This window comes from Actinoplanes couchii (assembly GCF_016862075.1).
Lineage (GTDB): Bacteria > Actinomycetota > Actinomycetes > Mycobacteriales > Micromonosporaceae > Actinoplanes > Actinoplanes couchii.
Map to the genome: position 1 here is coordinate 22,405 of NZ_BOMG01000062.1, position 24,837 is coordinate 47,241.

General features: G+C 70.3%; 21 protein-coding genes. 10 read left to right on the top strand and 11 right to left on the bottom strand.

Features of this window, described 5'->3' with window-relative positions:
• Positions 1-3: 3 nt before the first annotated feature.
• Together Aco03nite_RS25500 and Aco03nite_RS25505 are read right to left on the bottom strand one after the other, a co-directional pair.
• On the bottom strand, positions 4-1,344 hold the full coding sequence (locus Aco03nite_RS25500) for a 6-phospho-beta-glucosidase (protein ID WP_203798619.1): 1,341 nt from the start codon (positions 1,342-1,344) through the stop codon (positions 4-6).
• The gene (locus Aco03nite_RS25505; protein ID WP_203798622.1) at positions 1,341-2,090 is read right to left on the bottom strand and encodes a DeoR/GlpR family DNA-binding transcription regulator; all 750 of its coding nucleotides are present in this window, start codon (positions 2,088-2,090) and stop codon (positions 1,341-1,343) included. The genes Aco03nite_RS25500 and Aco03nite_RS25505 overlap by 4 nt, the downstream gene beginning before the upstream one ends.
• Positions 2,091-2,253: 163 nt before the next feature.
• Here Aco03nite_RS25505 and Aco03nite_RS25510 point away from each other — a divergent pair, with 163 nt between their 5' ends.
• Genes Aco03nite_RS25510 through Aco03nite_RS25525 form a run of 4 tightly spaced genes read left to right on the top strand, consistent with a single transcriptional unit; the run spans position 2,254 to position 6,251 of the window.
• Positions 2,254-3,213: a carbohydrate kinase family protein gene (locus Aco03nite_RS25510; protein WP_203798624.1), complete on the top strand. Its 960-nt coding sequence runs from the start codon at positions 2,254-2,256 to the stop codon at positions 3,211-3,213.
• Positions 3,214-3,241: 28 nt separating this feature from the next.
• Positions 3,242-4,531 (top strand): ABC transporter substrate-binding protein, encoded by a 1,290-nt coding sequence (locus tag Aco03nite_RS25515; RefSeq protein WP_203798626.1) that lies wholly within the window; start codon positions 3,242-3,244, stop codon positions 4,529-4,531.
• Entirely contained in the window at positions 4,528-5,430 is a 903-nt protein-coding gene (locus tag Aco03nite_RS25520; protein ID WP_203798628.1) for a carbohydrate ABC transporter permease, read from the top strand. Before Aco03nite_RS25515 ends, Aco03nite_RS25520 begins: the two co-directional genes overlap by 4 nt.
• An 11-nt stretch (positions 5,431-5,441) precedes the next feature.
• Complete coding sequence (locus Aco03nite_RS25525; protein WP_203798630.1) at positions 5,442-6,251, top strand: carbohydrate ABC transporter permease; 810 nt, start codon at positions 5,442-5,444, stop codon at positions 6,249-6,251.
• A 112-nt stretch (positions 6,252-6,363) separates the two neighbouring features.
• Here Aco03nite_RS25525 and Aco03nite_RS25530 read toward each other — a convergent pair whose 3' ends face one another.
• The 6 genes from Aco03nite_RS25530 to Aco03nite_RS25555 form a co-directional block, all read right to left on the bottom strand.
• Complete coding sequence (locus Aco03nite_RS25530) at positions 6,364-6,969, bottom strand: response regulator transcription factor (RefSeq protein WP_203798632.1); 606 nt, start codon at positions 6,967-6,969, stop codon at positions 6,364-6,366.
• Positions 6,966-8,105 carry a sensor histidine kinase gene (locus Aco03nite_RS25535; protein WP_203798634.1) on the bottom strand — a complete coding sequence of 380 codons (1,140 nt, stop codon included), beginning with the start codon at positions 8,103-8,105 and terminating at the stop codon, positions 6,966-6,968. Before Aco03nite_RS25535 ends, Aco03nite_RS25530 begins: the two co-directional genes overlap by 4 nt.
• A 21-nt stretch (positions 8,106-8,126) precedes the next feature.
• Positions 8,127-8,858, bottom strand: coding sequence for an ABC transporter permease (locus Aco03nite_RS25540; RefSeq protein WP_203798636.1), 732 nt, complete (start codon positions 8,856-8,858; stop codon positions 8,127-8,129).
• On the bottom strand, positions 8,858-9,742 hold the full coding sequence (locus Aco03nite_RS25545; RefSeq protein WP_203798638.1) for an ABC transporter ATP-binding protein: 885 nt from the start codon (positions 9,740-9,742) through the stop codon (positions 8,858-8,860). Before Aco03nite_RS25545 ends, Aco03nite_RS25540 begins: the two co-directional genes overlap by 1 nt.
• Positions 9,743-9,789: 47 nt before the next feature.
• Positions 9,790-11,265: a GGDEF domain-containing protein gene (locus Aco03nite_RS54150; protein WP_203798640.1), complete on the bottom strand. Its 1,476-nt coding sequence runs from the start codon at positions 11,263-11,265 to the stop codon at positions 9,790-9,792.
• Positions 11,266-11,354: 89 nt separating this feature from the next.
• Positions 11,355-12,938, bottom strand: a complete 1,584-nt coding sequence (locus tag Aco03nite_RS25555) for a flavin monoamine oxidase family protein (RefSeq protein ID WP_203798642.1) — start codon at positions 12,936-12,938, stop codon at positions 11,355-11,357.
• A gap of 64 nt (positions 12,939-13,002) precedes the next feature.
• Here Aco03nite_RS25555 and Aco03nite_RS25560 point away from each other — a divergent pair, with 64 nt between their 5' ends.
• On the top strand, positions 13,003-13,845 hold the full coding sequence (locus Aco03nite_RS25560; RefSeq protein ID WP_203798644.1) for a hypothetical protein: 843 nt from the start codon (positions 13,003-13,005) through the stop codon (positions 13,843-13,845).
• Here the strand turns inward: Aco03nite_RS25560 and Aco03nite_RS25565 are convergent.
• Together Aco03nite_RS25565 and Aco03nite_RS25570 are read right to left on the bottom strand one after the other, a co-directional pair.
• Positions 13,836-14,987, bottom strand: coding sequence for an ROK family transcriptional regulator (locus Aco03nite_RS25565; RefSeq protein WP_203798646.1), 1,152 nt, complete (start codon positions 14,985-14,987; stop codon positions 13,836-13,838). The genes Aco03nite_RS25560 and Aco03nite_RS25565 overlap by 10 nt on opposite strands.
• The gene (locus Aco03nite_RS25570; RefSeq protein ID WP_203798648.1) at positions 14,984-17,122 is read right to left on the bottom strand and encodes an alpha-galactosidase; all 2,139 of its coding nucleotides are present in this window, start codon (positions 17,120-17,122) and stop codon (positions 14,984-14,986) included. The genes Aco03nite_RS25565 and Aco03nite_RS25570 overlap by 4 nt, the downstream gene beginning before the upstream one ends.
• A gap of 92 nt (positions 17,123-17,214) precedes the next feature.
• Between Aco03nite_RS25570 and Aco03nite_RS25575 the strand changes: the two genes are divergently transcribed.
• Genes Aco03nite_RS25575 through Aco03nite_RS25585 form a run of 3 tightly spaced genes read left to right on the top strand, consistent with a single transcriptional unit; the run spans position 17,215 to position 21,797 of the window.
• Entirely contained in the window at positions 17,215-19,644 is a 2,430-nt protein-coding gene (locus tag Aco03nite_RS25575; RefSeq protein ID WP_203798650.1) for a glycoside hydrolase family 2 protein, read from the top strand.
• Positions 19,645-20,454 (top strand): LacI family DNA-binding transcriptional regulator, encoded by an 810-nt coding sequence (locus tag Aco03nite_RS25580; protein ID WP_203798652.1) that lies wholly within the window; start codon positions 19,645-19,647, stop codon positions 20,452-20,454.
• Positions 20,455-20,498: 44 nt separating this feature from the next.
• On the top strand, positions 20,499-21,797 hold the full coding sequence (locus Aco03nite_RS25585) for an aminotransferase class V-fold PLP-dependent enzyme (protein ID WP_203798654.1): 1,299 nt from the start codon (positions 20,499-20,501) through the stop codon (positions 21,795-21,797).
• Between the two features lie 40 nt (positions 21,798-21,837).
• On the opposite strand, the gene Aco03nite_RS25590 is transcribed toward Aco03nite_RS25585, so the two are convergent.
• Positions 21,838-23,082, bottom strand: coding sequence for a serine hydrolase domain-containing protein (locus tag Aco03nite_RS25590; protein ID WP_203798656.1), 1,245 nt, complete (start codon positions 23,080-23,082; stop codon positions 21,838-21,840).
• Positions 23,083-23,169: 87 nt separating this feature from the next.
• On the opposite strand from Aco03nite_RS25590, the gene Aco03nite_RS25595 reads away from it, so the two are divergent.
• Positions 23,170-24,057 (top strand): VanZ family protein, encoded by an 888-nt coding sequence (locus Aco03nite_RS25595; protein ID WP_239145420.1) that lies wholly within the window; start codon positions 23,170-23,172, stop codon positions 24,055-24,057.
• A 22-nt stretch (positions 24,058-24,079) separates the two neighbouring features.
• Entirely contained in the window at positions 24,080-24,823 is a 744-nt protein-coding gene (locus Aco03nite_RS25600; RefSeq protein ID WP_203798658.1) for a response regulator transcription factor, read from the top strand.
• The last annotated feature ends 14 nt before the right edge of the window (positions 24,824-24,837 follow it).

Sequence of the window (24,837 nt, forward strand, 5' to 3'; positions counted from 1 at the left end):
CTCCTAGCTCAGGTAGCCGAGTTGCGGCAGCTGGTTCTGGTACTCGTCGAGCAGCCGGCGGGCCACCGCCACCGAATCGACCAGGGGGTGCACGGCGAAGGCGCGCAGAGCGGCCTGCCGGCTGCCGGTGTTCGCCGCCTCGATGACCGCGCGCTCGACCGCCTTCACGCTGGCGACCAGCGCGGCGGCGTGATCCGGCAGCGGGTCCACGGCGGTGGCCCGGGGCCCTTCCGCGCCGACCGTGCAGGGCACCTCGACCACGGCGTTCTCGTCCAGCCCGGCGAGGGTGCCGCGGTTGCGGATGTTCAGGATCAGGGTGGCCCGCTGGTCCAGCGCGATCGCCCGCATCAGCGCCAGGGCGATCTGCTCGTAGCCGCCGGACTCCAGGTCGCTCTCGTCGCGTTCCCCGGCGCCGGCCGCGTCCCGGTTCTCCGCCATGTAGGTGGTCTCCCGCTCCAGCAGGGTGGACTGCCACGCGGCCAGGGCGCCGGTGTCACAGCCGGCCACCGTCGCGTAGAAGCGGCTCTGCTGGTCGAGCAGGAACGAACCGCGGGTCTGTGCGGCGCCCTTGGTGGCGGCGACGCCCTCGCGGCCGAAGTAGTAGTAGTGCAGGTACTCGTTCGGGACGGCGCCGAGCGTGCGGATCCAGTCCGCCCCGAACAGCTTGCCCTCCTCCAGCGAGAGCAGGGCGGCGTCGTCGGCGAGCAGGCCGGGCAGCCGGTCGACGCCGTCCACCTCCACCTTGCGCAGCCAGCCCAGGTGGTTGAGCCCGGCGTAGTCCAGCCGGACCGCCTTCGGGTCGGCGCCGAGCGCGCGTGCCACCCGTTTGCCGAGGCCGGAGGGGGAGTCGCAGATGCCGATCACCCGGTCGCCGAGGTGCCGGGACATCGCCTCGGTGACCATGCCGGCCGGGTTGGTGAAGTTGATGACCCAGGCCTGCGGCGCCAGTTCGGCGATCCGCTCGGCGATGTGCAGGGCGACGGGCAGGGTCCGCAGCCCGTACGCGATACCACCGGCGCCGACGGTCTCCTGCCCGAGGACACCCTCGGCCAGCGCGACCCGTTCGTCGATCACCCGGCCCTCCAGGCCGTGCACCCGGATCGCGGAGAACACGAAGTCGGCGTCCCGGATGGCGTCGTCCAGATCGGTGGTGGTGTCCACGACCGGGGCGTCCGGGATGCCCTCGGCCTGTTCGGCGAGCACCCGGCCGATCGCGGCCAGCCGGACCGGGTCCAGGTCGTGCAGGGTGACCCGGGTGACCCGGCCGGGCTCGTGGTCGGCGAGCAGCGCCCGGTAGACCAGGGGAACCCGGAAACCACCGCCGCCGAGAATCGTCAGTTTCATACGGTGAGCACCTCCACGCCGGCCTCACGCAGGGCGGCACACGTCGTCGGGTCGGCGTCGTGGTTGGTGACCACGACGTTCAGATCGTCCGGTCCGCAGATGCGCGCCACACCGGAACCGGGAAACTTCGCCGCGTCGGCGACCAGGGTGACCTGGTCACTGGCGGCGATCATGGCTCGTTTGATCGGCACCTGGACCACCGTCGTGTCGACGATCTGCCCGGTGGCCTGGATGCCGCTGGTGCTCAGGATGAGCCGGTCGGCGTGCACCTGGCGCAGGTTGTCCTCGGTGAGGAACCCGACGACGCAGCGGTAGTCGCGCCGGACCACGCCGCCCAGCATGATCAGCTGCACGGTCGGGTCGTCCTCCAGCTCCTCCTGCACCGCGAGGCTGCTGGTGATGACGGTGAGCGACCGGCCGTGCAGCAGCCTGGCCACCTGATGGGTGGTGGTGCCGATGTCCAGCAGAACGGTCTCGCCGTCCCTGATCAGTTGTGCGCACCGCTGCGCGACCGCTTCCTTCTCGCCTGCGCGCACAGCCGCCACGTCGGCGAACGGGTCGTCGGTGTCCTGCACCAGGGAAGCGCCCCCGTGCACCCGGCGCAGCTGGCCCTGCCCGTCGAGTATCAGCAGGTCACGGCGGATCGTGGCCTGGCTGACACCCAACCGGTCGGAGAGCGTGACGACTGACAGCGGGCCGTCGCGAAGGCCCCGCAGGATCAGATCGTGTCGTTGCTGCTGAAGCATGCCGTGAGCCTACACAGCAGATTCGATCATTTCCATGCTCACTTTTGATTGACTCTTGATAAAAACGATCAGCTGTCCCACGATCATGCTTACCTTTGCAGACATCAGCTCGAAACCCGGGGGTCATCGCCCTCTTGGTGTTCGGTCCCCGAAAGGAGCCGTCGTGGAAGACTCCACTCCGGTCACCGACGTGTTCCTGTCCGGACTGCTCTTCGTGGACGTCGTCTTCGGCGGCCTCCCGAGCGCACCCGAGCTGGGCACCGAGACCTGGGCGACCGGCTTCGACACCGGGCCCGGCGGCATCGCCAACCTGGCCGTCGCGGTCCGCCGCCTCGGCCTGCACACCACCCTGGCCGCCGCGTTCGGCGACGACTTCTACGGCGACTGGTGCTGGAACGCCCTGAGCAGCCGCGAGGACATCGACCTGTCCCGGTCGCGGAAGTTCCCGGACTGGCCCATGCCGGTGACCGCTGCCCTGGCGTACGACGGCGATCGTGCTCTGGTCACCCATGAGAAACCGGCGCCGATCACCCTGAACGAGATGATCGGCGAACCGCCCGCCTGCCGCGCCGCGATGGTGCACCTCGGGCAGGACCCGCCACAGTGGCTGGCCCCGGTCTCCGCCGCCGGCGGGCTGGTCTTCGCCGACGTCGGCTGGGATCCGGCCGGCCGGTGGCCCGAGGAGCTGCTCGACCTGCTCACGCACTGCCACGCCTTCATGCCCAACGAGCACGAGGCCATGGCGTACACCAGGAAATCGACGCCGGAGGCGGCTCTCGCCCGGATCGCCGACCTGGTGCCCCTCGCCGTGGTGACCCTCGGTGGCCGGGGCGCCCTGGCCATCGACTCCGGGACCGGTGAGACCGCCGAGGTCCCCGGGATGCCGGTCGCCGCTGTCGACACCACCGGCGCCGGAGACGTCTTCGGCGCCGCCATGATCACCGCAACTCTCGCCGGCTGGCCCCTGGCCGACCGGCTGCGCTTCGCCAACCTCTGCGCCGCCCTGTCCGTCCAGGGCCTGGGCGGCGCCAACTCGGCACCCGACCGGCCCCGCCTGCGGAGCTGGTGGAAGGCCGCCCCGACATCGCTTCAGCACGAGTACAGCTTCCTGGAAACGCTCTGACCTCCCCCTTTGTTTGGAAGGAATCGAGATGGCCCTTTCACGACGCAACTTCCTCCGGTACGGCACCGCCGGTCTCGCCGCGGTAGCCGTCCCCGGTCTCGCCGCCTGCACGTCCAGCACCGCCACCACCGGTTCGACGGACGCCGGCAAGACCGCCCTCTGGTACTGGGGAGACGGCCTCAGCGACAAGGTGGTGGAAGCCGCCAAGACCCAGTTCGCCGGGCAGACCACCCTGGAACCCACCAAGGTCGGCGGCGACTTCAAGCAGAAACTCACCACCACCCTGTCGTCGCGGCAGTTCGTCCCGGACATCACCGGCATCAAGGGTGAGGACATGGCGAACTTCCGGGCCAACGCCGACCAGTTCGCCGACCTCAACGAACTCGGCTTCAAGGACCTGTCGTCGCAGTACCTGGAGTGGAAGGTCAAGCAGGCCACCACCGCCGACGGCAAGGTCATCGGCTTCCCGATCGACATCGGCCCGACCGGCATGTTCTACCGCGAGGACGTCTTCGCCAAGGCCGGGCTGCCCACCGACCCGGCCGCCGTCAGCGCGCAGCTGAGCACCTGGGACGCCTTCTACGACGCGGCCGTCGCGGCCAAGTCCAAGGTCCCCGGCACCTTCATGGTGATCAACGCCGGCGCCATCTTCAACCTGGTCATCGGGCAGGGCACCAAGCGGTTCATCGACGAGAGCAACACGTTCATCGGCGACCAGCCGCACGTCAAGGCCGCCTGGGACCTCGCCGTCAAGGCGCACACCCTGGGCATCTCCGGCAAGACCGAGGACGGCTCCGCCGACTGGACCGCCGGCATCAGCAAGGGCACCCTGCCGTCGGTGATCGGCGCCGCCTGGGCCGGCATCGACATCCGCAACAACGCCGCCGACACCTCCGGCAAGTGGCGGGTCGCCGCGGCCCCCGGCGGCCCCGGCAACTTCGGCGGCTCGTTCCTGGCCATCACCAAGCAGGCCAAGAACCCGCAGGTGGCGTTCGACATCATCAAGTGGATCCTGAGCCCGGAGAAGGCCGCCGAGAACTTCACCGACGCGTCGCTCTTCCCGGCCAGCCCGTCCACCTACACCTCGGCCGCGCTCACCGCAGGCGACGACTTCTTCGGCGGCCAGAAGACCATCGACATCTTCGGCCCGGCCGCGCAGAAGATCCCGATCGCGTACGAGGCCGGTGCCGACGCCGCCGTCTCCGCCCCCTACTTCAACCAGCTCGGCAACGTGGAACAGGGCAAGAACGCCGACGAGGCGTGGGCCGAGGCGGTCAAGGAGGCCAAGCAGATCGGTTCGCGACAGGGAGTCAAGTGACACGCGCCCGGTCACTGCGGGCGAGCTGGCCGCAGTACCTGGCCATCTCCCCGTTCTACCTGCTGTTCACCGTCTTCCTGCTCGGGCCGACGCTGTTCTCGCTGTACCTGGCGTTCCACCGCTGGGACGGCATCGGCGAGATGCAGTACGTCGGACTGGACCAGTTCCGCTATCTGATCGACGACGGGACGTTCTGGCTGTCGGTGCGCAACACCCTGGTCATCTGGGTGCTGAGCACCGTCCCGATGCTCTTCATGGCCCTGGTGCTGGCGGCGCTGCTGAACAACACCAAACGATTCGTCGGCTTCTACCGGGTGGCGCTGTTCATCCCGAACATCACCTCGGTGGTGGCCATCGCGATCGTGTTCGGAGCGCTGTTCGCCAACAACTCCGGCCTGGTGAACGTCACCCTGCAGGGGCTCGGCCTGTCCGGGATCCCGTGGCTGACCGACCCCTGGGCCATCAAGGTCGTCATCGCGATGCTGATGACCTGGCAGTGGACCGGATACAACGCCCTGATCTACCTCGCCGGCATGCAATCCGTGCCGAGCGAGCTGTACGAGGCCGCGAAGATCGACGGCGCCGGACCGGTGCGCGCGTTCTTCTCGGTCACCGTCCCGATGCTGCGGCCGATCATCCTGTTCACCGTGGTGGTCTCCACCATCACCGGCATGCAGAGCTTCACCGAGCCACAGGTGCTGTTCGGCAACAACTCCGCGGTCAACGCCAACTCCGGCGGCCCCGGACAGGCCGGCCTGACCATGGTCCTCTACTTCTACCGGACCGCGTTCGGGCAGAACGACTACGGCTACGGCGCCGCCATCGCCTGGGCCGTGTTCCTCATCGTCATGGTGTTCACCATCCTGAACTGGCGCCTCGTGCAGCGCCGGGCGGATTGAGGAGGGGCCCTGTGCGCAAGTTCCTGCTCCACGCCAGCCTCGGTGTGGCGGTGCTGCTGTCGCTGTTCCCGTTCTACTGGACCGTGGTCATGGCCACGAACACCACCCAGGACGTGTTCCGCAACCCGCCGAAACTGACGATCGGCCCGCACCTGGTCGACAACATCCAGACCGTGCTGCAGAGCGTCGACCTGATCGCGCCGATCGTGAACACCATCCTGGTCGCGGTCTGCACCACCCTCCTGGTGCTGTTCTTCGACTCGCTGGCGGCGTTCGCGTTCGCCAAGTTCGACTTCCCCGGCCGGAAGATGCTGTTCGGCCTGCTCCTGCTGATGTTCATGGTGCCCACCCAGCTGGCCCTGATCCCGCAGTTCGTGATCATGGCCGAGCTGGGCTGGGTGGGCGAACTCAAAGCCCTGGTGGTGCCGGCCGCCGCCAACGCGTTCGGCATCTTCTGGATGCGGCAGTACATCAGCAGCGCCGTCCCCGACGAGATGCTCGACGCGGCGAACCTGGACGGCGCCGGCTTCTTCCGGATCTACTGGAGCGTGATCCTGCCCGTCATCCGCCCCGGCCTGGCATTCCTCGGCATCTTCACGTTCATCGCCGCCTGGAACGACTACGTCTGGCCCCTGATCGTCCTGCTGAACCCGAACAAGGTCACCCTCCAGGTGGCGCTGTCCCAGCTCAACGTGGGCCTCAAGCAGGACTACTCGGTCCTGATGGCCGGAGCCCTGATCGGCGTCCTCCCGCTGGTGATCCTGTTCGTCCTGTTCGCCCGCAACTTCATCGGCGACGCCATCAAGGGCGCCGTCAAGTGATCCCCCGGCGACAGCGTGCCCCCACGCCGTCGCCGGGGACCACCACCCGACAAGCCCACCCCATCACCGCGACCGTCATCCGGCGTCGCCTGCTGTCACCCGGGAACGGCGGTCAGATCCAGCCCTTGTCCCGGGCACTGCGCGCCGCCTCGACCCGGTTGCGGGTGCCGGTCTTGCCGATCGCCGCGGACAGATAGTTCCGGACGGTGTGCCGCGACAGCTGCAGCGTCCCGGCGATGTCGGCGACCGTGGCCCCGTCCACCGCGGCGGCCAGGACGTCCCTCTCCCGATCGGTGAGCGGGTTCGGCCCGTCCGACAGCGCCGCCGCGGCCAGAGCCGGATCGATGACCCGCTCCCCGGCCAGCACCCGCCGGATCGCGCCGGCCAGGTTCTCCACCGGCCCGTCCTTCACCAGAAACCCCGAAGCCCCCGCCTCCATGGCCCGCCGCAGATAACCGGGCCGCCCGAACGTGGTCAGAATCAGCACCCGGCAACCAGGCACCCGCTCCCGCAGCTCGGCCGCGAGATCCAGCCCGTTCCCACCGGGCATCTCGATGTCCAGCAGAGCCACCTCGGGTGCCGTCCGCAGAGCGGCCTGCAGAGCCTCCGCCGCGGTGGCGGCCTGCGCCACCACGCTGATGTCCGGCTCCCGGTCCAACAACAGAGCCAGAGCCCCACGCATCATGCCCTGATCCTCAGCGAGCAGCAGCCGAATCATCGGCTCACCGTGCCGGGTGACCGCGCGGGCAGGGCGGCCATCGGCACCCGGGCGGTCAGCAGCAGACCGCCGCCGGTCGCCGGGCCGACCAGCAGGGTGCCGCCGACCTGGCCCAGGCGTTCGGTGAGGCCGCGCAGTCCGTTTCCCGGCCGGGGCTGCCCGCCCACCCCGTCGTCCCGGACGGTCAGCACCGAACCACCGTCGTCCCGGTCGATCGTGATGTCACAGCGCGACGCCCGGCTGTGCCGCAGCACATTGGTCAGCGCCTCCCGCAACACCCAACGGAACACGTCGTCAGCCTCGACACCGACAGAAGAGCCCCCGCCGGCGTGGGTGTTCTCGGTGACCGTGACGTCGATGCCGACTGCCGCCAGCACGGCGCGGGCGTTCTCCAGCTCCCCGGCCAGGGTCTGCTCGCGGTAACCGGAGACGGCCTCGCGCACGTCGGTGAGCGCGGTGCGCCCGATGCGTTCGATGTCGGCCGCCTCGGTTGCCGCCCGTGCCGGGTCGGTGCTGGTCAGGTGGCGCACCACCTGCGCTTTCACCACCACCAGGGACAGGGTGTGGCCGAGCAGGTCGTGCAGGTCCTTGGCGAAGCGCAGTCGCTCCTTCTCCACCATGGTCCGGGCCAGCTCCTGCTGGGTCCGGCGGAGCTCGCCGACCAGCCGGTCCAGCCGGGCGAACGCGACGGTCACGGTGCCCGCCAACAGGGTGATCACCGCCGTGGTCATGGCATCGTCGGCCGGCAGGTCACGGACCGCCGCGATGACCAGGACCGCGGTGACGCTGCCACCGATCCAGAGGAACGCGGCGACCGGGCGGGCCAGCCCGGCAGCACCCGCCGCGGCCACGAACAGGAACAGGATCAGCCACTCCGCCGGGCTGTCGGCGAACGCGGCCAGCCCGACACCGAGCAGCGCGAGCCCGGCCAGCCCGGCCCGGTGCACGCCGGGCCGGATCGGCAGGTCGGTCACCGTCGCGCCCGCCGCGGCCAGCGAGAGCAGCACGAACAGGGCCAGCCCCACCGCGGGCAGGACGTCACCGCGCTCGATCGTCAGGGCGGGCGGCAGCAGGAACCACAGCCACAGGGTGTGCGCGGCCAGCAGAACCCACCCGCGCCGTCGCTGTCCCGTCACGACCGTCACCGTACCGGGACGTCAGCCACGACCGGCCGACCGCCGATAGGCCCACGCCGCGACCAGTCCGAACACGACCGACCACGCGACGAGGATCAGCAAACCGGCCGTTGGTGGCGCCTGCCCTGCGGCTGTGGACCAGCCGAGTTCGGCATACCGGTACGTCGGCAGCGCGTGTGCCAGCCGCTGCAACGCCTCCGGGAAGTAGGCCGCCGGCGCCAGCAGACCACCCAGGACGGCGAGCACCAGGAACACCAGGAAGTTGGCGGGCTGGGCGATCTGTGGCGTGAGCCCGTAGCCCATGGCCAGCCCGAGCAGTGCGAACGGCACCGTGCCGGCCCACATCAGCGTCAGCAGCACGGCCCAGCGGCCGGCGGACAGCGCGACGTCGTGCTGGATCCGGGCGGCGAGACCCACCGCGATCACCGGCGGGAACGCGCTCACCGACGCGAGCAGCGCTTTCACCGTGACCACCCGGCTCGCCGGCAACGGGGTGACCCGCAGCTGCCGCAGCCACCCGGCCGCCCGCTCCTGCGAGACCGTCGCGCCGACCATGAGCACACCGGCCACCGCGCCGTAACCGGCCAGCCCGATCATCACCGCGACCGCCGGGTCCAGACCCTCCAGACGGTCGCCCGAGGACCAGCCGGAGAAGATCACATAGGTCACGACCGGGCCCAGGACGGAGAACAGCAGCAGACGTGGATCCCGGATCAGCCGGCGTGACTCGAAGCGCAGGTACGCGTACATCATCAATCGTCCTTTCCGGTTGTCAGGCTCTTGAACGCGGCGTCCAGCGAGCCGGTCACCTCCAGGCCCCGGAAACCGCGGCCGGCCAGGGCGGCGTCCGTGGTGTCGGCGTCATCGGTGGTGAGCACCACGCGGTCCCCGCGGATCTCCACCGACCGCACACCCGGAAGCCCGGCCAGGTCGTCGGCGGGCGTGCCGTCCCGGTCGAAGGCGACCGTCCGGCCACCGGCCAGCGCCCGGATCTCGGCGGGCGAACCGTCCGCCACCAGGCGGCCCGCGGCGAGCACCACGATCCGGTCGGCGAACCGGTCCGCCTCGTGCAGCTGATGGGTGCTGAACAGGACGGTGTGCCCGTCGGCGGCGTAACTGTGGACGGTCTCCCAGAACAGGTCACGGGCGGCGACGTCCATCGCGGTGGTGGGCTCGTCGAGCACCAGCAGCTCCGGCGCCCCGGCCAGCGCGAATCCGAACCGGACCCGTTGCGCCTCCCCGCCGGACAGCCGGTCCCACCGGCGCCCGGCCAGATCGGTGAGCCCGGCGGTGTGCAGGAGCCGGTCGAGGGGGAGTGGATCCGGGTAGAGCGACCGGGCCAGCTCCACCACCTCCCGCACGGTGGCGACGGGCACGACCCCGGCGTCCTGCATCATCGCGCCGACCCGCCCGGCCCGGACCGCTGCCGCCGGGGTCTGACCGAAGACGGTCACCGTGCCGGTGCCGGGGGACGTCAGCCCGAGCATGATCGAGACGGCGGTGGTCTTGCCCGCTCCGTTCGGCCCCAGGAGCGCGACGACGCTGCCCCGTTCGATGGTCAGATCGAGCCCGTCCAGGGCCCGCACCGCCCCGAAGCGCCGGCCGATCCCGCTGAGCCGTACCGCGACGTCATTCATGCGGACAACGCTACGAAGATGCCGGCTCGCCGGACAGAGCCATCGATCTACTCCTGGCCGTGACAAATGTACCGGTCAGATATCGGGGCAGAACGGGTCAAGGGGCATGCATGACGACGCGGCCCTTGCCGGTGGCCCCGGTAGAGGGCCGCGTCGGCGTCGCTGAGCATCGAGCCCAGGGTGGCCCGGCCGGCCGGTTCGTAAGCCAGGCCGACACTGGCCCCGACCCGGCCCGCGGCGCTGATCAGCGCGACGATCCGCTCGCCCACGGCGGCCGCCTCGGCCAGCGGCGGGGCCGGTTCCAGGACCACCGCGAACTCGTCGCCACCGAGACGGCTCGCGGTGTGCCCGGCCGGCACCACCGCGGTCAGCACCGCCGCCACCTCTACCAGGACCTCGTCACCGACGGCGTGCCCGAAACGGTCGTTGATCTGTTTGAAGCCGTCCAAATCGAGCAGCAGCAGGGCGATCGGAGCGCCGGCCCGGCCCCAGCCGGTGGCACGTTCGTAGAGATACTTCCGGTTCGTCAGCCCGGTCAGGTGGTCGTGGGTGGCCTGGTACTGCAGCTCCGCACGAGCCGCGCCGACCTCGGCCAGCAGCAGCGAGTTGCCGTACAGCGCAAGGAACTGCCGAAGGAGGACCAACAGGAACAGAACCGCCATGGCGGTGAACAGCACCCCGTCGAACGCGCCGGTGAACCAGCTGGTCACGGCCACCGGAAAGGCGCCGAGCACCGGAAGGTAGGGCAGTCCGGCCCGGATCCCGGTCGCGGCCCCGCTCCACGGCGGCACGTCGGTCGGCATCGGACAACGGCCCATCCGCAGCAGCAGGTAGGTGCCGACGGTCATCAGCGCCGACACCGACGCCATCTGGTTCGAGGCGCCGCGCAGCACAAAACCGCAGTAGACGACGGTGGTGATGCCGAAGACGCCGAACGCGGCGGCCAGCATGGTGAACGCGGTGGGGCCGTCGGCGCGACGCCGGGACAGCAGCACCAGCGACACCGCAGTCGTGCAGATCTGCACACACACCGCGACGGCGATGAGGGTGGTGAAGAGGCCGCCGACGTCCCGGTACCCGGGCGCCAGCAGGTACGTCCAGGCCGGCACGAACATCGCGGTGGCGGCCATCGCGCCCTCGGCGACCATCCGCAGCCGTTCCCGCCGGCGCAGAGCCGGCCCCGGCCCGACGATCGGGCAGAACATCGCCAGCGTAGCGCCCAGCCCACCGATGATCGCCTCCGGCCGGGGCGGTGGGCTCTGATCGCCGCGGATCGCCGTGACCAGGCTCAACACCGTCCCCACCAGCCACAACAGGGTGCCTACGGCGACCAGGGTCCAGGCCAGGCGCTCACGGCCGGTCGCGCCGGCGGCCCGGCGGGCGAGCACCCACACGGCTCCGGCGGCGACCGCCACGGCCACCACGCCGGCGATCACCAGCAGCGGCCTCGGGAAGCCCGCCGAGACCAGCACCACCTGGGACGCCACGCCGAATCCGGCCACCGCCACCAGGCCAGCCCTCATACCGGCCCCATCGGCCGACGCGCGGCAGGTCTTCGCCCCGCTCCCGACCGCGGCCCCGTGGGGTCACCAAACTTCCCGATCAAAATCCGTCACCGGGGTACGCCGGTGGAGAGCACCCGTTGATGCAGGGCGGTCACCGCGGCCCGTGCCGAGACGAAGGCGCCGTGTTGCCAGGCCACCTCGTGGCTCAGCCAGTCGCCGGCGAAATAGACGCGTCCCGCGGGTTCCAGCAGCAGGCGATAGGCGGGGGTGGTCCACGGCGGCGAGGTCCAGGCGCCCTCCAGGAACGGCGTGCGATGCCAGGCGATCGAGAACGCCGACGACAATTCCGAACGGTACTTCTCGCCGTGGATCTTCACGCCCTGCATGACGGCACGATCGGTGCGTTCGGCGGGGGTCAGGGCGCCGTAGGCGCGGGCCGCCGTCCCGGTGTTGTAGTAGCCGACGATCAGGCCCCGGGCGGCGTGGAAATCGTGCGACGGGTACCAGACGTGGGCCAGGTCCAGATCGGTTTCGGTGATGCCACCGTAGATCCGCAGATCGGTTTCCCACCAGCGGCTGCGGTATCCCAGACCGATCTTCCCGGAGGCCGCCGCCGGGAACGACGACAGCGCCGACGTCACGCCGGCGCCGAGATTGTGCGGCACCCGGGCCATCAGATGCGGCGGCAGTGTCGCCACACAGAAATCGGCGGTCAGCGCGCGGGTCCGGCCGCCCTGCCGATAGGTGACCGTCACCTGCGAGGAACGGCCGGTCACCTCCAGCACCTCGGCGCCCAGCCGCACCCGGCGGGCGCCGATCGCCGTGGTCAGCGCCGCCGCGATCCGGTCCATGCCACCGACCGGCTGGAACATCATCATCGCCTGGTCGTAGCCGAGTTCGAAACTGAAATAGCGGCCCACATTGCCGGCGAAGACGTCCGACAGGGCCGGTGGCCCGGGCAGCGGAGTGCCCTCGTTCAAACCCGCGCCCGGGTACGCCTGGAAGCCCCGCCGATTGGTACCGCCGTATTCGTGGGCCGCCCCGATCGCCCCGAATCCCTCCAGGAACGACAGCAGCCGCGTCTTGTCCTCAGCGGTCAGCCGGCCGTCGAGCGCGCCCTGATCGGTGGCCTTGGCCAGAAGTTCGGAGACGTAGCCGTACACGTCGGCCTTCGCCGTTCGGTATCGCACCGGTGCGCCGTTCGCCTCGTTGTAGATCAGCGCGTCGGCATTGGCGTTGACGAACGGCTGGATCGGCACACCGAGTTCCCGGCAGTAGTCCATGGTGACCATCCACTGGGCGATGCGGGCCGGGCCGGCGTTGAGATAGACGCCGGGGGAATAGGCCGCTTTCTGCGTGTGCCCGTCGAGATCGGTCTGTGTGGTGCCGCCGCGAACGGTGAAATTGCGCCCGCCGGTGACGGCGCGAGCTTCCAGGACCGTACAGTCGTAGCCGGCTTTTCCCAGTTCGTAGGCGGCCGTCAGGCCGGCGATCCCGCCGCCCAGGACGACCACGGTGCGGGCCGCCCGCCCGGTCAGATGAAAATCGGACAGCCGGGGAGCCTGGAACGCGGGTGTCGCGGCCTGCGCGGGCGCCAGCCCGAGCGCTCCCATGGTGGCGAACATGGCCCCGGCCCCGCCGCTGGCCCCCACCGCTCGAAGGAATCGACGTCGAGTGATCTCATCGCGCATGTCCCCGAGTCTCGCCACGCCCGATTGCATCGGCGTCCGTCAACTGTTGCGGGATCATTACGGGATGGATGTGCTGCTGGACGCTCTCGTGCATGTGCAATATCGCTTTCTCTACCTGGCCGAGGACGAGGCCGACCTGCCGGATCTGACGACTGCGCGAGCCGGCCAGCGCAACGGTCTGTGCGGGGCCAACGCTCCCGGTGTCCTGTCGATGATCGTCGGGCGGAACTACGGCCGGATCCCGGTCCGCGTCGAGTGGCACGACGCCGAGCCCCCGCTCGCCGGCGAGTGGGAGGAGGTCGTCGAGGTCCCGTTCCGGCCGACCGGCACCGAGCTGGCCCTCACCTCGTTCGACGACCATCATCCGGTGCGCCTGCCCGGGGCCCCGAGTCTCCGAGCCCGGTTCTGCGGCACCGCGATGGACGCCGCCGGAGATGAGGTCGCCATGCTCGATGTCGACCCGTCCGTCGACCGATACCTGCTGGCGCTGTGGCCCGCCGATCCGGCGCCGGAGACGGTCGTCCGGCAGACCAGTGATCTCGCCGGGCGCTGGCACGAGGAGGCCCGGAGCAAACCCGTGCCGGACCCGCGGATCTGGATCGGCGACGACGTGGATCGCTACGAATGGGACTGGCGGGACCGTCCGCTGCCGGACCGCCTGCGCGCCCTGGGCGGTGATGTCCTCGTCGTGGCCGAGCAGCACCGCGGCCTGCTGGAGGTCTTCGCGTCGTGGCCGCCCGAGATGCAGCGGGACGCCACCGGCTGGCTGGCCGGCCTGGCGCCCGAGGCCGCCGCCGAATCCGATGATCCGCTACGGGCGCTGGTCGAGACGTTCGGCGCCGCCGAGCCGATCCTGCGCGAACAGGGGCGGGATCTGGTGGCCGAGCTGGTCGACCACTACTGCTGACGGCGCAGGTGGGACTGCAGGACCACGGCCGCCGCCCCGGTCGCGGAGGCGGTGGCGGCGGCCGAGGAGACGGTGACCGTCACCGAGCGGTTCCAGGTCCGGGCGCCGGCGGGCTGGACGCGGCGCATGATGGCCGGGCCGTAGACGAACGACGCCGCCGCGAAACCGGGGCCGGTCAGCACCAGCAGGTCCAGGTCGAGCAGGTTCACCACCGATTCGGCGGCTGCCGCGACGTACGACGCCGAGGTCTCCAGCAACGCCAGGCACCGCGGACCGTGCGCTCGCGCCGCCCGGGCCACCGCCGCGAAGTCGGCGGTCACGCCGCGGGACACCGACCGGTCCAGGCCGGCTTCCGCGGCGGCCGCCGGATCGGCGCGGGCCGCCGCCACCACCGCCTCCGGGCCGGCCAGCGTCTCCAGGCAGCCGCGGCTGCCGCACCAGCATTCCGGTCCGTCCGCCTGGACACAGACGTGACCGAAACCGCCCACGCTTCCACGCAGCGCCCGGCCGTCCACGACGATGCCGGCGCCGATGCTCGAGCCCATGTGCAGGGCCGCGAACGGGCGGTCCGCGCCGATCCGGGCCACCCAGTACTCGCCGACCGCCGCAGCGGTCGCGCCGTCCTCCACCAGTACCGGCCGGCCGCTCTCCTCGGCGAGCCGTTTACGCAGCTCGGTGGGATCCCAGCCGCGCAGGTGCGGCACGTCGTCGCGTGGTCCGGGCCAGACCACCCCGATGCCGAGACAGCGGGCCCGGTCCACCCCCGAGGCGGTCAGCAGCAGGTCGATGCCGTCGGCGAGGTCCGCCGCGAGGGCCGGCCGGGCCAGCCGGGAGATGACGCCGCCGGTCTGCCCGGTCAGCACGAACGTGGTCACGTCCCGGTCCAGGTGGACGCCGACGGCCAGGCGGGCCGCCGGGTCCAGGCGGAGCATCGTGCGTGGTTTGCCGCCGGTCGGGGTGCGACCGGTTTCGATCAGCAGGCCCTCGTCCAGCAGGCGGCGCACCGTCATCGACACCGCGGCCTCGGTGAGCCCGGTGACGGCGGCCAGTTCGACCCGGCTCAGCTGCTCGGCGGCGCGGATCGCGTCGAGGATGCTCTCGCGAGCCGCCGGACGGTGCCCGCGACCGGGACGATCTCTCACACCGGCCCCCTCGACAGCACGGCGGTGGCCCGGATCAGCAGCACCCGGTCCGGGTAGAGGACCGGGAGCCGCAGGCCGGAGCCGCCGAGCACCCGCCCGCTCAGGCGCACGCCCCGCGGAGTGCACCAGGGTAGCGCGGCTCCCCACGCCGCCGCGTTGCCGTCCGCGACGTCGGCGGGCGGCTGGGGGCGGACGTGCCAGACGGTGTCCGGGTCAAGACCGGGAAGGATCATCGCCCCGGGCGGATAGGAGACGCTGGTCGCGGTGGCGGTCAGCGCGAAGAGGGCGTCGGTTCCGGTCACCACACCCGTCAGCGAGTACGCCGGATCGCTCTCGTCCCCGTGCACCAGCGTGCCGGTGTGCAGCAGGTCGCGCAGCTCCTTGTAGAGCGCCACCCACTCGGCGAGCCGCGCGCGGTCCTCGGCGGAGGCCGAGGTCAGGTCCCACTCGATGCCGAAGTGCCCGAAGATCGCGTTGCCGGCCTGCATGTCCAGCGGCAGATGCCGGTGGGTGGTGTGCGACACCGGCGCCCCGACGTGCGACCCGATCAGCTCGAGGGGCAGCAGCAGCGAGGTCCACCGCTGGATGGCGACCCGTTCGTGCGCGTCGATGCAGTCCGAGGCCCAGACCCGGTCGGTGCGTTCCAGGATCTCCAGGTCGACCCGCCCGCCGCCGGACGAGCACGACTCGATCTCCACCACCGGATGCCGTTCCCGCAGCTCGTCGAGCAGCCGGTAGACGGCCCGGGTCTGATCGTGGACCCCGGCCCGGCCGCTGCCCGGATGCCCGGCCTCCACCAGATCCCGGTTGTGGTCCCACTTCAGATAGGCGATGTCGTATTCGGTCAGCAGCGCGTCGAGGCGGCCGAGGATGTAGGCGTACGCCGCCGGATTGTGCAGATCCAGAACCTGCTGCGACCGCGCGGCCCCGGGCAGCCGGTGACCGATACCCATCATCCAGTCCGGGTGGGCGCGGGCCAGCTCCGAATCGGGGTTGATCATCTCGGGTTCCACCCAGAGCCCGAACTCCATGCCCAGCTCACACACCACGTCGATGAGCGGCGACAGCCCGTCCGGCCACACGTCGGCGGACACGAACCAGTCCCCGAGCCCGGTGTCGTCGGTGCGCCGCGACCCGAACCACCCGTCGTCGAGCACGAACCGCTCCGCCCCCACCTCCGCGGCAGCCTGGGCAAGAGCGGTCAGGCGGTCCAGATCGTGATCGAAGTAGACGGCCTCCCAGGTGTTGACCACCACCGGCCGCGGCGACGCCGGATGATGCGGCCGGGACCGCAGCAGATCGTGGAACCGCGCCGAGATCCCGTCCAGCCCGGACGCCGAGAACGCCCCGTGGATCCACGGCGTGGTGTAGGAATCGCCCTCGGCCAGACCGATCTCACCGGGCAGCAGCAGCTCGCCACCACCGAGCGCCGAGTGCCCGTGATAGTTACGCTCGGCAATGGTCCGCGCCCCGCCGGAGAACGCGGTGTGCAGGCCCCACACCTGGCCCTGCCGGTTCGAGAACCCGGCCGTCCCGGCACACAGCAGGTAGGCCGCGTCGTACCCGGTGCGCCCGGTCCGGTTCTCCCGCACCCGCAGTCCGTGTGTGAACGCGGTCCGTTGCGGCGACCGTTCGCGCAGATGGTGACCGGTGAAGTCGAGCAGCTCCACCGTCGCGGACGGCACCGGCAGGAAGACCGTCAGATGCTCCAGCCAGTACGTGCCGGGCGCGACGCTGGTCAGCCGCGACCGCGCCCGCAGCACCCCGGAGGGCGTCAGCTCCAGCTCGATGCGCAGCCGCAGACCGGCCTCAGGATCGAAGGCATTGATGTGTACGTATGAATCGCCCCGATCGATTCCGGTCACCTGGAACGCGGTGGACCACGCCCGCCCGTCCCGGTGCCCGGCCAGCCCGGGGGAACCGAGCCACCCGGCCGACTGCTCCGGCACCATCGACACCCGAACCGCCCCGTCCACCGAGAACCCGATCGGCTGTGGCGCGGTGGAGAGCAGCAGATCCTCCGCGGTGAACGTGCCGAGTGCCTCACCCCAGTGCACGATGGAGGGCAGCGCGGTGCCGCGGCAGTCCAGCACCACGCTCGTTCCGGCGGCGGTCAGATGTACCAGATCGACCATTTGTGGGACGCCTCCACCAGCGTTGACGGGCTTCGTTCAGTTGCTTAAGAATGTGGGAACCCCGGTGCGGCGACAACCCTAGGAGCGACCCGATGCTCAAGACCGACCTGCACACGGGCTGGACCGTCCGTGCCGCAGCAGGGCCCGTTCCGGACACGATCGCCGCGGCGCGGGTGCCCGCGACGGTGCCCGGCACGGTGCACACCGACCTGCTCGCCGCCGGGCTGATCCCGGACCCCTACCTGGGCGCCCACGAGGCCGATCTGGTCTGGTTCCACCGCAGCTCGTGGATCTACGACAGCACCGTCACCGCCGCGCCGGCCGGTGACGGCGAACGTGTCGACCTGGTCTTCGACGGGCTCGACACGGTGGCCACGGTGTCGTTCGCCGGATCCGAGCTGGGGCGCACCCGCAACATGCACCGCGGCTACCGCTTCGACGTGCGGCACCTGCTGCACGACGGCGGCATCCCGCTGAGTGTGCGGTTCGACTCGGCGCTGGAATATGCGGAGCAGATCGAGAAAGAACTGGGCAGCCGGCCGCGGCCGTACCCGCATCCGTTCAACGCCGTCCGCAAGATGGCCTGCTCGTTCGGGTGGGACTGGGGCCCCGATCTGCAGACGGCGGGCATCTGGAAGGGCGTGCGCCTGGAACGCTGGCACACCGCCCGGCTGGCGTCGGTGCGCCCGCTCGCCGGCCGCGACCGGCTCACCGTGCACGTCGACGTGGAACGCGCCGCCGACGGCCCGCTGACCGTCGAGGTGACCGCCGGTGATCACAGCGCCGTGATCGAACTGCCCGGCGGCACCGATCAGGGCGCCGTCGAGCTCGCCGTGCCGGACGCCCCGCTCTGGTGGCCCGCCGGGCACGGTGACCAGCCACTCGTTCCGGTCGCGGTGATCCTGCGCGACGGCGCCGAGACCCTCGACGAGCACCACACCCGGGTCGGCTTCCGGGACGTGCACCTGGACGAGAGCGCCGACGAGCACGGCAGCCGGTTCACCCTGTCCGTGAACGACAAGGAGATCTTCGTTCTCGGGCTGAACTGGATCCCGGAGGACCATCTGCTCACCCGGATCACCCGGGAACGCCTCGAAACCGCCGTCGATCGAGCGGTCGCCGCCAATGCCAATCTGCTGCGGATCTGGGGCGGCGGCATCTGGGAGACCGACGACTTCTACGACGTCTGCGACGAGCGCGGCATTCTGGTCTGGCAGGACTTCCCGCTCGCCTGCGCGGCCTATGCCGAAGAGGAACCACTCCGGTCGGAGATTCTCGCCGAGGCCCGGGAGAACGTGACCCGGCTCGCCCCGCACCCGTCGCTGATCCTGTGGAACGGCGGCAACGAGAACATCTGGGGGCACGAGGACTGGGGCTGGAAAGAGCAGTTGCAAGGCGCGACCTGGGGCGCCCGTTACTACTACGAGGACTTCCCGGCGCTGCTCAGCGAACTCGACCAGACCCGGCCGTACCACCCGGGCAGCCCGTCCAGCCCGCTCTTCGCCGGCGTGCATCCCAACGACGACAGGCACGGCACCCGGCACGAATGGGAAGCCTGGAATCGGCAGGACTACACCTATCACGACAATTTCGTACCCCGGTTCTGCTCCGAATTCGGCTGGCAGGCGCCACCCACCTGGGCCACCCTGACCGCCGCGCTCGCACCCGGGGATCTGCACAAGGAATCGGCCGCTTTCCTGCTGCACCAGAAGGCCGAGGACGGCAACGGGAAACTCGATCGCGGGCTCGCGCACCACATGCGGGTGCCGGCTGAATTCGGGGACTGGCACTGGGCCACCCAGCTCAATCAGGCGCGCGCCACCGCCTATGCGGTCCGGCATCTGCGCAGTCACGCCCCGCGGACCATGGGCAGCATCATCTGGCAGCTCAACGACTGCTGGCCGGTCACCTCGTGGGCCGTGGTGGACGGCGGCGGGCGACGGAAACCCGCGTGGTTCGCGCTGCGGGACGCGTACGCCCAGCAATTGATCTGCTTTGTCCGCCGGGACGACCGCACGCTGCTCGCAGCGATCAACGACAGCGATCTGCCGTGGAATTTCACCGCTCGGATGCGGCGCTTGCGTTTCGACGGCACGCCGCTTGCGTCCGACTCCCCGGAGATTTCGGTCGGGCCGCGGTCGGTGACGCTTGTCGAGCTCGATCCGGCGCTGCTCGCCGCCGCCACGCCCGCGTCCGAGGTGCTGGTCGCCGACGCCGGTGAGCTTCGCGCCACGCACCTGTTCGCCGAGGACAAGGACCTCGACTACGACCCCGCCGCGGTACGGGCCCACACGGTCGCCGTGGACGGTGGATACTCGGTGACCGTGACCGCAGCGTCGTTCGCCAGGGACGTGGCGGTCCTCGCCGACCGGGTCGCGCCGGACGCCGTCGTCGACCACATGCTCGTCGACCTGCTGCCGGGGGAGACCCGCACGTTCCACGTCGCGACCACGGCGCCGGTGGACGGGGAATCGTTCAGTGCGCCCGAGGTGCTGCGCTCGGCGAACTCGCTGGCCGGCTGAATGCTCGTCGGCCTCGTCCTCACCGAGAACGCCGCCCGGGTCGGCGTCGAGCCGTTCTTCCTGGAACTCATCGCCGGGATGGAGGAGGCGCTCACCCCGCACGGGATCACGGTGTTGCTCCTGGTGGTGCCGTCGGCCGACGCCGAACGGGACACCTACCGGCGGTGGGCGTCGGATCGGACGGTGCGGGCCGTGGTCGTGGTCAACCTGGTCCACGACGATCCCCGGCCCGCGTTCGTCGCCTCGCTGGGGCTGCCCGCGGTGCTGGCCGGGCGGTCCGCTTTCGACGGATTCTCCCGGGTCGTCACCGACGATGCGGGGGCGTTGACCGTTGCCGTGGATCTGCTGGCCTCGCTCGGACACCGGGTGGTCGGGCGGGTCACCGGGCCCGCTGATCTGGTGCACACCGCTGACCGGACCGAGGCCATGGTCGCCGCGGCGGGGCGGCACGACATCCGCGTGCACCTGGTCGAAGGCGACTACAGCGCGTCATCGGGGGTGCGGGGGATCGAGGAGTTGCTGGCTGTGGTGCCGCCGCCCACCGCTGTCATCTTCGACAACGATGTGATGGCCGTCGCGGCCTCCCGGTCCGGGATCGACGTTCCCGGGCAGGTCAGTCTGCTGGTACACGACGATTCGCCGCTCTGTGAACTCGCGGTGCCGCCGCTGGCCGCGCTCAGCATCGACGTGCATGAGCATGGGCTGACGCTCGGGCGGGTGGTGCTGGCCGCTCTGGACGGGGCGGCGCCCGCGGAACATCCCGGTCCACCGGTCCGGGTTCTGCGCCGGGCCAGCATCTCGCCGGTCTGACTCGCTCAGCCCGTCCCGCCCGGGGCGCTCGTATAGTCGGCCTGGTGAGCTTCGACGTCACCGCTTTTCGCGCCCACTTCCCCTCCCTCGACTCCGGCCTGGCGTTCTTCGACGGGCCCGGCGGCACCCAGACCCCGCGACCGGTCGCCGAGGCGATCGTCGCGACGATGACCGGGCCGCTCTCCAACCGGGGCGCGGTCAGCGCCTCCGAACGCAACGCCGACCGGGCCGTCACCGAGTTCCGGGCCGCCTACGCCGACCTGCTCGGGGTGCCCGCGAACGGGATCGTGCACGGGCGCAGCGCCACCCAGCTCACCTACGACTTCTCCCGCCACCTGGCCAGGACGTGGCAGCCGGGGGACGAGATCGTGGTCAGCCGACTCGACCACGACAGCAACATCCGGCCGTGGGTGCAAGCCGCGGCATCCCGTGGCGTCACGGTGCGCTGGATCGAGATCGATCCTTTCACCACCGAGCTGGAACTTTCCGACCTCTCGCCCTTCTCGCCGCGAACCCGACTGGTTGCGGTGACCGCGGCCTCCAATGTGCTCGGCACCGTCACGCCACTGCGGAAGATCGCGGACATGGCCCATGCGGTGGGGGCACTGCTCTACGTTGACGGGGTGCACTACACGGCGCATCGGTTCGTTGATGTTTCCGCGCTCGGGGCTGATTTTTTCGTGTGTTCGCCCTATAAATTCCTTGGGCCGCACTGTGGGGTGCTTGCCGCTGACCCGGCGCTGCTGGAGACGTTGCGACCGGACAAGCTGATCCCGTCATCGGACAGCGTTCCCGAGCGATTCGAGTTCGGCACCCTGCCGTATGAGCAGCTCGCGGGCGCCACCGCGGCCGTCGACTTCCTCGCCGCCGCCGTTCCCTCTTCCCCCGCTGTCTCCTCTCCGTCTGCTTCTGCCAGCTCCGCCACCTCCTCTTCTCCCGGCACCTCCTCCTCTAGCCTCGCCTCTCCTACCTCCTTCTCCGGCGCCGCCGTTGCCGGGCGTCGGCAGCGTCTGGCGACCTCGTTCGCGGCGCTCCACTCCCATGAAGGGGCGTTGCGGGCCCGGATCGAGAACGGTCTTCCCGCGGTCACCCTCCACTCCCTCGCCGCGGATCGCACTCCCACGCTGCTGATGAGCTTCGAGGGGCGGGACGCCCGGGACGCCCAGTTGTTCCTGGCGGCCCGGGACGTCCTGGCTCCGGCCGGATCCTTCTACGCCCAGGAGCCGTTCGCGGCGCTCAAGTTGCCGACGCCCGCGTTGCGGGTGGGGCTGGCGCCGTACAACACGGTGGAAGAAGTTGATCGGCTCTTGGAAGGCCTTGCCGCGTTCTCGACCGGTTCCTGACCTTCAGCATCCCGCTTTCAGCTGCCTGTTCTTCGGCCCTTTACCCGCCCGTTCCGGAGTCCGGGGCCACGCCGGTGATCGCCTCGGTCTCCTTTGCGAGCATGCCGATGAGATCACCGGCGTCCCGGTTGATGAGGATGGCGCCGGTCCATCCCGTCTCCGGGAAGACGGTCCAGTTCGCGCCCACCCCCGGATTGCCGCCGGCCCGCTGATAGGTCCACTGACCTGCGAAGATCTCCACCCCGATGCCGTACGCCCCGAACGACGCCGGCCCGGTCGGAGCCTTCGGGGCGATCAGCACGTCCAGCCACTGCCTGCTCAGCAGGGTGCCGTCGTGCAGGGCCCGGACGAACCGCACCAGATCCGGGGCGGTCGCGAACCCGCCGTCACCCGGAGCGTCGATGAAGATCCGCCCCGGATTCTTGCCGGCGATGTGGTCCAACGGACTGCCCTCGTCCAGATTTCTCAGCGCGTCGACATAGCTTCCGTCAGCCAATTGCATGTACGGGTGCGCGATCGTCCGGTCGTTGAGCCACTGCGTCCGGGTGAAGAATCCCGAGTCCGTCATGCCGGCCCGCCGAAAGATGAACTTCTCGACATAATCCCAGTACGACAGACCGGACACCGCCTCCACGATCAGCGCCGGAATCGTGGTGTTCGCCTCCTGATGCGTCTCGCTGGGTAGCCCCGGGGTGCCGGTGAGCCGCGCCTGCCGGGCCCGCTGCGCGTAGAAGTCGTGCACCTCCGCGCGGCTGTACGTGATGCGTTCCACCTCCTCCGGCGGGGCATCCGTTCCCGAGGCCCCGGACAGCAGGTGATGAATGGTCACCCGCTCGGCGACATCCGCCGGGAAGCCGGTCAGATGCTTGCCCACCGGGTCGTCGAGCCGCAGTTTGCCCTGCTGCGCCAGTTGAAGTACGGCGATCGTGTGGAAAGGCTTGCCCGCCGAGGTGAGGGTGAACCGGGTCTTCGCGCTGTTCCGGATACCGCGCTCCTCGTCGGCCATGCCGTAGGCGCGGGACAGCATCGTCCGCCCGTTCTGGGACAGCATCACGACTCCGGAGAACCGGCCGTGAGCAGCGAGATCACGCACATACCTGTCGTATTCGGCGATCCGCTCCGCCGTGGTCCCCGATCCGTCCGGCCCCTTTCCGGATGCCGCCGTCGCCGAGCTGGACGCGGCCGTCGCCGGGCCGGACGTGGCCGTCGCCGCCCCGGACACGATCAGCGGGGTGGCCCCGACCGCAGTCAGCAGGGTGCGCCGCCGTACAGAATTGTCATTCATGTCTTTCATCGAATTACTCCGGATGTTGCGTCGGCGTATCCGATTTTTCATACGCCCCCGCAACATCCCGTCGTCTCCAATGACCTGATGACCCGCAGGATTCTGTTGTACGCCGCGGCGCTGGCGACCGTCGCCGTAGTGCTGTTCGTGGCCCGTCGCCCACTGCTGATGTCGGCCCCGGCCTGCCTGTCCGGCGACTGGCCCCACTGTCTGGGCAACGAGAACGGCATAGTCCTGATGACCCTGCTGGGAATGCCCGTGGCGTTCCTGGTGGTGGCCGTCCTGGCGCTGCTCCGGAAGGCGTTCGGCAGCACGGCCCCGTGGCGGAACTCGCTGGCCGAGGTCGGCATGGTCTACGGAACGGCCCCGATGCTCTGGATGACGATGTCCCCGGGCCCGGGAGCGGGCGTCGTCCCCGGAAGGGTGAGCCTGATCCCGCTGGTGGACCTGATCGGCATGGGCCCACTGGGCATCTTCGTGAACCTGCTGATCCTCGCCGCCCTGGGTTTCTTCGCCCCGATCCGCTTCGCAGCCCTGACCACACTCCCGCGAGTCCTGGCCCTGGGAGCCGTGTGTTCCGCCCTGATCGAAACGGCCCAGTACACATTCCAGCTGGACAGAGTCTCCTCAATCGACGACGTCCTCCTGAACGCCACCGGAGCCGCCCTGGCCGCAGCCCTGTCCCACCGCTGGTGGCGAACCACCTTCCCCACCGCAGCCCCGACCGGTTCCCCGACCATCTCCCCAGCCGCAGCCCCGACCGTGTCCCGGGCCGCCGCGTCGGCGGCCTCCTCAGCTGCGGCCGCGGCCGATTCTTTGACTGCTTCTTGGGACGTGTCCCCGGCTGCCTCGTCGGCCGCTTCCCCGGCTGCGGTCCCGGCCGATTCTCCGAGTGCTTCCCCGGCCACTCTGCCGCCTGCCTCCTCGTCGCCTGGTGCGGAGCTGCTGGATTCCGCGCCGGGTCCGGTCCGGTGAGCTGCCGACCTAGGGTGCAGGCATGCGCGTACTGATCGTGGAAGACGAGCCCTACCTGGCGGAAGCCGTCCGCGACGGTCTGCGCCTGGAGGCGATCGCCGCCGACATCGCCGGTGACGGTGACGCCGCGCTGGAGATGCTCAGCGTCAACTCCTACGACATCGCGGTCCTGGACCGTGACATCCCCGGACCGTCCGGTGACGAGGTCGCCCGGCACATCGTCGCCTCCGGCAGCGGCATGCCGATCCTCATGCTCACCGCCGCCGCCCGCCTCGACGACAAGACGTCCGGTTTCGGCCTGGGCGCCGACGACTACCTCACCAAGCCGTTCGACCTCCGCGAACTCGTCCTCCGCCTACGGGCCCTCGACCGCCGGCGCGCTTACGCCCGCCCGCCGGTCCGGGAGATCGCCGGCCTGCGACTCGACCCGTTCCGCCGGGAGGTGTTCCGCGACGGCCGTTACGTGGCCCTCACCCGGAAGCAGTTCGCCGTCCTCGAGGTCCTGACCGCAGCCGAGGGCGGCGTGGTCAGCGCCGAGGACCTGTTGGAGCGGGCTTGGGACGAAAACGCCGACCCCTTGACCAACGCGGTACGCATCACAGTCTCCGCCCTCCGCAAACGCCTCGGCGAACCCTGGGTGATCGGAACCGTCGCAGGCTCCGGCTACCGCATCGAGGCCCCCACTCCCGCCCACGACGCCGAGACGGACAAGCACCGCAGAATCGACAGCGACACCCGCCACGGTGTCGAGGGGGACAGGCCTTGAGCGCCCGCCTCAAG

Bases quoted from the DNA above. Each gene is read 5' to 3' on its own strand.
- Aco03nite_RS25500 (WP_203798619.1), bottom strand. From the start codon at position 1,344: ATGAAACTGACGATTCTCGGCGGCGGTGGTTTCCGGGTTCCCCTGGTC.
- Aco03nite_RS25505 (WP_203798622.1), bottom strand. From the start codon at position 2,090: ATGCTTCAGCAGCAACGACACGATCTGATCCTGCGGGGCCTTCGCGAC.
- Aco03nite_RS25515 (WP_203798626.1), top strand. From the start codon at position 3,242: ATGGCCCTTTCACGACGCAACTTCCTCCGGTACGGCACCGCCGGTCTC.
- Aco03nite_RS25530 (WP_203798632.1), bottom strand. From the start codon at position 6,969: ATGATTCGGCTGCTGCTCGCTGAGGATCAGGGCATGATGCGTGGGGCT.
- Aco03nite_RS25540 (WP_203798636.1), bottom strand. From the start codon at position 8,858: ATGATGTACGCGTACCTGCGCTTCGAGTCACGCCGGCTGATCCGGGAT.
- Aco03nite_RS25545 (WP_203798638.1), bottom strand. From the start codon at position 9,742: ATGAATGACGTCGCGGTACGGCTCAGCGGGATCGGCCGGCGCTTCGGG.
- Aco03nite_RS54150 (WP_203798640.1), bottom strand. From the start codon at position 11,265: ATGAGGGCTGGCCTGGTGGCGGTGGCCGGATTCGGCGTGGCGTCCCAG.
- Aco03nite_RS25555 (WP_203798642.1), bottom strand. From the start codon at position 12,938: ATGCGCGATGAGATCACTCGACGTCGATTCCTTCGAGCGGTGGGGGCC.
- Aco03nite_RS25560 (WP_203798644.1), top strand. From the start codon at position 13,003: ATGGATGTGCTGCTGGACGCTCTCGTGCATGTGCAATATCGCTTTCTC.
- Aco03nite_RS25570 (WP_203798648.1), bottom strand. From the start codon at position 17,122: ATGGTCGATCTGGTACATCTGACCGCCGCCGGAACGAGCGTGGTGCTG.
- Aco03nite_RS25575 (WP_203798650.1), top strand. From the start codon at position 17,215: ATGCTCAAGACCGACCTGCACACGGGCTGGACCGTCCGTGCCGCAGCA.
- Aco03nite_RS25580 (WP_203798652.1), top strand. From the start codon at position 19,645: ATGCTCGTCGGCCTCGTCCTCACCGAGAACGCCGCCCGGGTCGGCGTC.
- Aco03nite_RS25590 (WP_203798656.1), bottom strand. From the start codon at position 23,082: ATGAATGACAATTCTGTACGGCGGCGCACCCTGCTGACTGCGGTCGGG.
- Aco03nite_RS25595 (WP_239145420.1), top strand. From the start codon at position 23,170: ATGACCCGCAGGATTCTGTTGTACGCCGCGGCGCTGGCGACCGTCGCC.
- Aco03nite_RS25600 (WP_203798658.1), top strand. From the start codon at position 24,080: ATGCGCGTACTGATCGTGGAAGACGAGCCCTACCTGGCGGAAGCCGTC.